The sequence below is a fragment of the Mesorhizobium sp. M1396 genome, from assembly GCF_040317725.1.
Classification (GTDB): domain Bacteria; phylum Pseudomonadota; class Alphaproteobacteria; order Rhizobiales; family Rhizobiaceae; genus Mesorhizobium.
This window is the reverse complement of sequence record NZ_JAMYLA010000063.1, coordinates 26337-33662: the sequence shown is the minus strand read 5'-3', so window position 1 is coordinate 33662 and position 7326 is coordinate 26337. Positions and strand designations below refer to the sequence as shown.

Below are 7326 nucleotides of genomic sequence, written 5' to 3'. Positions count from 1 at the left end.
TCGCCGTCGCAAGGAAGCTTCTCGTCGTCCTAAACGCCATCATTCGAGACAAAAAAGCTTTCGCATGAACACAGTTGCCATGCCGTGATGTTAGTCAAAGAGCGCAGCGGAGCAGGATTCGGCACCCTAGCAACGCTTTGGAGTCGCGGCATGGATCCTAGGGTCTGCGCTGCGTCGCTGCGCTCCTTGCTCCGCCCTAGGATGACGAAACGCTAAGCGTTTCCACCACTTGCCAACGCACGCAGTCCGCAAGCGCGCCGTCAAGCCTATGCGCCAGAAACCAACTCTTGTTCGAGGACCATTGTTTCACGTGAATCATTTCCCAATGCAGAACTGCGAAAAAATCACGTCCAGCATATCCTCGACGTCGATGGCGCCGACGATCCGGCCCAAGCGGTCGGCGGCGAGCCGGAGCTCCTCGGCGCGCAATTCCTGTCCGACAGTCCGGCCGTCGGTGGCGCGAAGCAGATGGCGGTTGGTCTCGCCAAGCAATTCCACGTGGCGCAGGCGCGACGGAAGGATATCGCCGGCGCTGCCGGCCGCCTCCGCGGCGCGACGGCCGATTTCGGCCAGCAATGCCTCCACGCCGGTCCCGTTCTTCACCGAGATGACAAGATCATAGCTCCCGGCCGCATCGCTTGCCGCGCGACTCTCCGGGAGATCGATCTTGGTGCCGACGCGCAAGCTCGGGGCCCCGGTCGGCAGCGAACCGATGGGCCTGGGATCCGCGACGTCCTGAAGCAGCAGCAAGAGATCGGCGCCATGTGCCTTGGCCCTGGCCTTCTCGATGCCGATCGCCTCGACCTTGCCAGGGGCTTCGCGCAGCCCGGCCGTATCCGTGAGCCTGACGCGCAGCCCCTGAAGATCAAGTGTCACTTCAAGCAGATCCCGCGTCGTGCCAGGTTCATCCGTTACTATAGCGGCATCCCGCCGCGCCAGGGCGTTGAACAGACTCGACTTACCGGCATTTGGCGCACCAAGGATAACGACCTCAAAGCCGTCGCGAATGATCTCGGCAGCGCGAAACCCGGCGATGTGCCGATCGATTTCACCGATCATCGTCCGGACATCGGACCAGACCATATCCGAAACGGAACCCGGGACGTCGTCCTCGTCGGCGAAATCGATCTCGGCCTCTATCATGGCGCGGGCGTGGATCAGCCTGCGCCGCCAGCCGAGATAGAGTTCGCTCTGGACGCCCTCGGCGCTTTGCACCGCGAAGCGCCGCTGCGCCTCGGTCTCGGCATTGACGAGATCGGCCAACGCCTCGGTCTCGACCAGGTCGACCTTGCCATTGAGAAAGGCGCGGCGCGTGAATTCCCCGGGTTCAGCGTGCCTGACGCCGTCGAAACCGGTGATCACCTCCAGCATCCTGGCCACCACGGCGCGCCCGCCATGGACGTGGAATTCCGCGACATCCTCGCCGGTAAAGCTGGCTGGTCCGGGAAAGAACACCACGAGGCCGTTGTCGAGGACGGTTCCATCGGGCGCCCGCAACCTGCGCAAAACCGCCGCGCGGTCCTTAACCATGGCGCCGGCGATCGTTTCGACCACGAATCGAGTCTGCGGGCCTGAAATACGTATGACGGCGACCCCGGCCGGAAGTCGGCCGCTCGACAACGCAACGATGGAATCTCCTGAAATCATTTGCCCGCTCTGCCGAACCGCCCTAGCTCTACGTCCATATGACAACTCCCAACCGAGGTATGCCCGTCGTGACGCTACCCGCCCAAAACCTGCTTGCCGAAGAAGCCAGCCCCTATCTGCAGCAGCACAGCGGCAATCCGGTGCACTGGCGGGCCTGGTCGCCGGCTTCGCTCGAAGAGGCAAAGGCACTGGACAGGCCGATCCTGCTCTCGGTCGGCTATGCCGCCTGCCATTGGTGCCATGTCATGGCGCACGAAAGCTTCGAGAACGACGGCGTCGCCGCCGTCATGAACCGTCTGTTCGTCAATATCAAGGTCGACCGCGAGGAGCGGCCGGACATCGACCAGATCTATATGGCCGCACTCTCCTCGATGGGCGAGCAAGGCGGCTGGCCGCTGACCATGTTCCTGACCCCGGACGGCAAGCCGTTCTGGGGCGGCACCTATTTCCCGCGCGAGCCGCGCTATGGCCGCTCCGGTTTCATCCAGGTGATGGAGGCGGTGGACAAGGCGTGGCGGGAGAAGAGGGCAAGCCTGAACCAGAGCGCCGACGGCCTGACGTCCCACGTCGAGGCGCGCCTCGCCGGTTCGCATGCGAGAACAGCGCTCGACCGCGCGACGCTGGCGGAGCTTGCAAAGGGCATAGACGGCATGGTCGACCAAGATCTCGGCGGCCTTCGCGGCGCGCCGAAGTTTCCCAATGCGCCCTTCATGCAAACCCTCTGGCTGTCCTGGCTGCGCGACGGCAACGCCGGCCATCGCGACGACGTCCTGCTCAGCCTCGAACGGATGCTGAGCGGCGGCATCTACGATCATATCGGCGGCGGGCTCAGCCGCTACTCGACCGATGCCGAATGGCTGGTGCCGCATTTCGAAAAAATGCTCTACGACAACGCCCAGCTGATCCGCTTTTGCAACTGGGCCTACGCGGCGAGCGGCAATGAATTGTTCCGGCTGCGAATCGAAGAGACGGTAGACTGGCTGTTGCGCGAGATGCGCGTTAAGGGCGGCGCCTTTGCCGCCAGTCTCGACGCCGACAGCGATGGCGAGGAAGGGCTGTTCTACACCTGGAGTAGCGGCGAGGTAGAAGCCGCTCTCGGTGGCGATTCCGCCTTGTTTTTCAAACACTTCACCCCGTCGAGCCCGCACGGATGGGAAGGCAAGCCAATCGTCCACCAAACCCGCCCCCAGCAGACGCAAAGTGTGATCGATCGGGAAGACCTCAGCCCGCTCAAGGCGAAACTTCTCGCCGCCCGGGAAGAGCGGGTCAGGCCCGGCCTCGACGCAAAGACGCTCACCGACTGGAATGGCCTGATGATTGCAGCGCTTGCCGAGGCCGGCCGGTCGCTGGCGCGGCCTGACTGGATCCACGCTGCGGCAAAGGCCTTTGCCCATATCAGCGCCGCCGCCCGTGACGGCCGCTTGCCGCATTCGATGCTCGGCGCCAGGAAATTGTTCCCCGCTCTGTCGAGCGACTACGCCGCCATGACCAACGCAGCGATCTCGCTGTTCGAAGCATCCGGCGATTGGAGCTATGTCGACCAAGCCAGCCAGTTCATCGGGCAGCTCGATCGTTGGCACGCCGACACCGAGAGGACAGGCTACTACCTGACCGCCTCGGACAGCGCCGACGTGCCGATCCGCATCAGGGGCGATGTCGACGAGGCCATTCCTTCAGCGACGGGCCAGATCATCGAAGCGCTGGTACGCCTCGCCTCCGCCACCGGCGACCTTGCGCTGCAAGAAAGAGCTTGGGAAGTCGCCGAACACGCGGCCGGGCGCGCGGCACAGCAGGCTTATGGCCAGGCCGGTATCGTCAACGCCTGCGCGCTGGCCATTGAGCCGATCAAGCTGGTCATCGTGGATGGGCTGGAGGATCCAAAGCTCGTTCCGGTCGCGAGTCGAAACCCGGACCCGCGTCGCGTGGATATCATCGTGCCGATCGGTACGGCAACGAATCGATCCTTGCTGCCCGGCGGAATCCTGCCGCCGTCCGACAGAGCGGGTGCGTGGTTGTGTACGGGGCAGGCTTGCCTGCCGGTGATTACGGATGCTGGAGAGCTGGAGAAGCTGTTGAGACGGTGATAGGCGAGGCGCCACATACGGGCGACTGTCCCAGGTCTACTTCGCCATATGTTTCAAGCGCCGGTGCCGCCCCTCATTGCCCTGCCGGGCATTTCTCCCCGTATAGTAACGGGGAGAAAGAAGCTGGCGGCAACGCCGGCACTTTCCTTGCAACGCTGGAGATTGGCGAAAGCGTCGATCACAGCGTCCCTCTCCCCGTCCCTATACGGGGAGAGGATGCCGGCAGGCAGGTGAGGGGCGGCACCGACGTTTGCGATAAGTCGCGAAGGCAGTGCAGAGGTTGACGAGGGCAGGTCCGCCCTCGAATCCACCGCTTACGTATTCATCGAATCGAAGAAGTCCGCGTTGGTCTTGGTCTGCTTGAGCTTGTCGATCAGGAACTCGATCGCATCGGTGGTTCCCATCGGCGCCAGGATGCGGCGCAGCACGAAGATCTTCTGCAGATCCTGCTTTGAAACCAGCAGGTCTTCCTTGCGGGTGCCCGACTTCAATATGTCCATAGCCGGGTAGATGCGCTTGTCGGCCACCTTGCGGTCGAGCTGGATTTCGCAGTTGCCGGTGCCCTTGAACTCTTCGAAGATGACTTCGTCCATGCGGCTGCCGGTATCGATCAGCGCCGTGGCGATGATGGTCAGCGAACCGCCTTCCTCGATGTTTCGCGCGGCACCAAAGAAGCGCTTCGGCCGCTGCAGCGCGTTGGCGTCGACACCGCCGGTCAGCACCTTGCCGGATGACGGCACCACGGTGTTGTAGGCGCGGCCGAGGCGGGTGATGGAATCGAGCAGGATCACCACGTCGCGGCCATGTTCGACAAGGCGCTTGGCCTTCTCGATGACCATTTCGGCGACCTGCACGTGGCGAACGGCCGGCTCGTCGAAGGTCGAGGAGATCACCTCGCCCTTCACCGAGCGCTGCATGTCGGTCACTTCTTCCGGCCGCTCGTCGATCAGAAGCACGATCAGATAGCATTCCGGATGGTTGGCGGTGATCGAGTGGGCGATGTTCTGCATCAGAACCGTCTTGCCGGTACGCGGCTGCGCGTTGATCAGCGCGCGCTGGCCCTTGCCGATCGGCGCGACCAGGTCGATCACGCGCGCCGAGATATCCTTGGTGGTCGGATTGTCGATCTCCATCTTCAGCCGCTTGGTCGGATAGAGCGGCGTCAGATTGTCGAAGTGGATCTTGTGACGGATCTTCTCGGGATCGTCGAAATTGATCGTGTTGACCTTGAGCAGGGCGAAATAGCGCTCACCCTCTTTCGGGCTGCGAATCGGCCCTTCGACCGTATCGCCGGTCTTCAGCGAAAAGCGCCGGATCTGCGACGGCGAGATATAGATGTCGTCGGGACCTGGCAGATAATTGGCGTTGGCTGAGCGCAGGAAGCCAAAACCGTCCTGCAGCACCTCGACCACGCCATCGCCGATGATCTCGATCTCCTGGGCGGCCAGTTTCTTCAGGATCGCGAACATCAGCTCCTGCTTGCGCATGACGCTGGCGTTCTCGACCTCGAGCGATTCGGCATAAGCGATCAGCTCTGGCGGTTTCTTGTTCTTGAACTCGGCGAGTTTCATTTCTTGCATAGACGGACCTTGAATAGATGGAGTCTGGGTAAGCTTTGGGAAAATATCGGCGGGATGCGACAAATGCCGGGCGCGGCCGAAATATTGAAGGGCGGCGCATGACGGGAAGGAAGACCCGTCTTTTATCGTCGGTCTGGTGAAAGAGCAAGCTGAGTTTTGCGAGCTAGAAAGCCTTAGAACGGCTTGACGACAACCAGGATGACGATTGCGATCATCAGCAATGTGGGGATCTCGTTGACGATTCGCCAGTGCTTGGCGGGCTTCTCATTGCGGTCCTCGGCGAATTCGCGCACCGCGCCGGCCAGATAGCCATGGACGGCGGACAATAAAAGCACCGCCCCGATCTTGGCGTGCAGCCAGCCGCCCTGGAAACCAAAGCCTTTCCAGGCAAGCCACAGGCCGAACACCCAGGTGACGATCATCGCCGGATTGATGATGCCGCGCAGCAGGCGCCGCTCCATCACCTTGAAGGTCTCCGACTGCACCGAGCCCTTCTCGGCATCGGCGTGGTAAACCAGCAGCCGCGGCAGATAGAGCATGCCGGCCATCCACGAGATGACGGCGAGAATATGGATCGCCTTGGCCCACGGATAAAAACTATCGGGTGCCGCGAAATACAAAAGCGCGGTGAGCACGGCCAGCACGGCGATACCTGATATCATGCGCATCATCGCCTGACCGGTGCTGTTCGCGTTTTTCATCTCGGCCATCAGCGTGTCGCGCTCCGCACTTGCCTCACCATTGCTTCGACATGGGCGATCGGCGTCTCCGGCGTGATGCCGTGACCGAGATTGAAAATCAGCGGCCCCTCTCCCAGCGCCTTCAGGATCGCTTCGACGCCGTCGGACAGCGCCTTGCCGCCAGCCACGAGGCGCAAGGGATCGAGGTTCCCCTGAACCGCGCCTAAGCGCTGCAAATCCCTCGCCGCCTCCAGGGGCACCGTCCAGTCGATCCCCAGACCCGTTACGCCGGTCCTCTGGCGATAGGTCTGGTAGCGGGCGCCGGCGCCCTTGGGAAAACCGATGATCGGAACATCGGGATGAACAGCTCGAACCTGCCTGACGATCTCCGCCACCGGCTGCACACAGAACAGGTCGAAGGACGCGTCATCGAGCACGCCGGACCAGGAATCGAAAATCTGCACCACATCCGCACCCGCCTCGATCTGGCGGATGAGATAGGCGGCCGAATGATCGGCAAGCACTTTCAGCAAGTGCTGGAATGCCGCCGGTTCACGATAGGCGAACAACCGCGCCGGCGCCTGGTCGGGCGTGCCATGGCCAGCGATCATATAGGTCGCCACCGTCCACGGCGCACCGCAGAAGCCGATCAGGGTCGTCTCGTCGGGCAGTTTGGCCCGCAGCCGGCGAACCGTCTCGTAGACCGGTTCGAGATTCACGTGAAACACCTTGCTTTCCAGAGCCGCAATCTCCGGCGCCGTGATCGGCGTCAGCAGCGGCCCTCGCCCCTCTTCGAAGCGGACGTCGCGGCCAAGCGCGTGCGGAACGACGAGGATGTCCGAGAACAGGATCGATGCATCGAAACCAAAACGCTCGATCGGCTGCAAGGTCACTTCGACGGCAAGGTCGGGATCATAGCAGAGGTCGAGAAACGATCCGGCGCGTCTGCGTGTCTCCCGATACTCAGGCAGATAGCGCCCGGCCTGACGCATCATCCAGAGCGGAGGCGGAAAGTGAGCCTTGCCCTTCAGCACGTCCAGCATGATCCGGTTCTGGGGCATCGAGCGCTCGCTTCTCCCAGCCTCTTCTATAATTAAAGATTCTTATATCTAAGATTCTTCTGATTCTAAGAGTCTGTTGGTTCTGGTGGTTGTCACCTGTCCCGCTTTGCTCCGGAAAACACCAGCCAACATATTGTCGCGCGCTTCTTTTTCCAAACTGCGGGGTTCTGGGGACGAACAGGATTCCGCCACTGGAGTCAAAGCGTTACGAGACGCGCGGAAAAGCCCGCCCTGTGGACGGACAAGAGGCAAGAGAAGCCGTCCCCAAACTTGT

5 protein-coding genes are annotated in these 7326 nt (G+C 62.1%); 1 reads left to right on the top strand and 4 read right to left on the bottom strand.

The window, feature by feature from the left end; translation table 11 throughout:
* Positions 1 to 315: 315 nt before the first annotated feature.
* Complete coding sequence (gene mnmE, locus NKH02_RS29585) at positions 316 to 1647, bottom strand: tRNA uridine-5-carboxymethylaminomethyl(34) synthesis GTPase MnmE (protein WP_352883195.1); 1332 nt, start codon at positions 1645 to 1647, stop codon at positions 316 to 318.
* Between the two features lie 68 nt (positions 1648 to 1715).
* Between mnmE and NKH02_RS29580 the strand changes: the two genes are divergently transcribed.
* Positions 1716 to 3731: a thioredoxin domain-containing protein gene (locus tag NKH02_RS29580; RefSeq protein ID WP_352883193.1), complete on the top strand. Its 2016-nt coding sequence runs from the start codon at positions 1716 to 1718 to the stop codon at positions 3729 to 3731.
* Between the two features lie 314 nt (positions 3732 to 4045).
* On the opposite strand, the gene rho is transcribed toward NKH02_RS29580, so the two are convergent.
* The 3 genes from rho to hemE form a co-directional block, all read right to left on the bottom strand.
* A complete protein-coding gene (gene rho, locus NKH02_RS29575) occupies positions 4046 to 5311 on the bottom strand; it encodes a transcription termination factor Rho (RefSeq protein WP_352873654.1) in 1266 nt (421 codons plus the stop codon).
* A gap of 173 nt (positions 5312 to 5484) precedes the next feature.
* Positions 5485 to 6021 carry a protoporphyrinogen oxidase HemJ gene (gene hemJ / locus NKH02_RS29570; RefSeq protein ID WP_352883192.1) on the bottom strand — a complete coding sequence of 179 codons (537 nt, stop codon included), beginning with the start codon at positions 6019 to 6021 and terminating at the stop codon, positions 5485 to 5487.
* Positions 6021 to 7052, bottom strand: a complete 1032-nt coding sequence (gene hemE, locus NKH02_RS29565) for a uroporphyrinogen decarboxylase (RefSeq protein WP_352883191.1) — start codon at positions 7050 to 7052, stop codon at positions 6021 to 6023. The genes hemJ and hemE overlap by 1 nt, the downstream gene beginning before the upstream one ends.
* Positions 7053 to 7326: the final 274 nt, after the last annotated feature.

Bases quoted from the DNA above. Each gene is read 5' to 3' on its own strand.
- mnmE (WP_352883195.1), bottom strand. From the start codon at position 1,647: ATGATTTCAGGAGATTCCATCGTTGCGTTGTCGAGCGGCCGACTTCCG.
- rho (WP_352873654.1), bottom strand. From the start codon at position 5,311: ATGCAAGAAATGAAACTCGCCGAGTTCAAGAACAAGAAACCGCCAGAG.
- hemJ (WP_352883192.1), bottom strand. From the start codon at position 6,021: ATGGCCGAGATGAAAAACGCGAACAGCACCGGTCAGGCGATGATGCGC.
- hemE (WP_352883191.1), bottom strand. From the start codon at position 7,052: ATGCCCCAGAACCGGATCATGCTGGACGTGCTGAAGGGCAAGGCTCAC.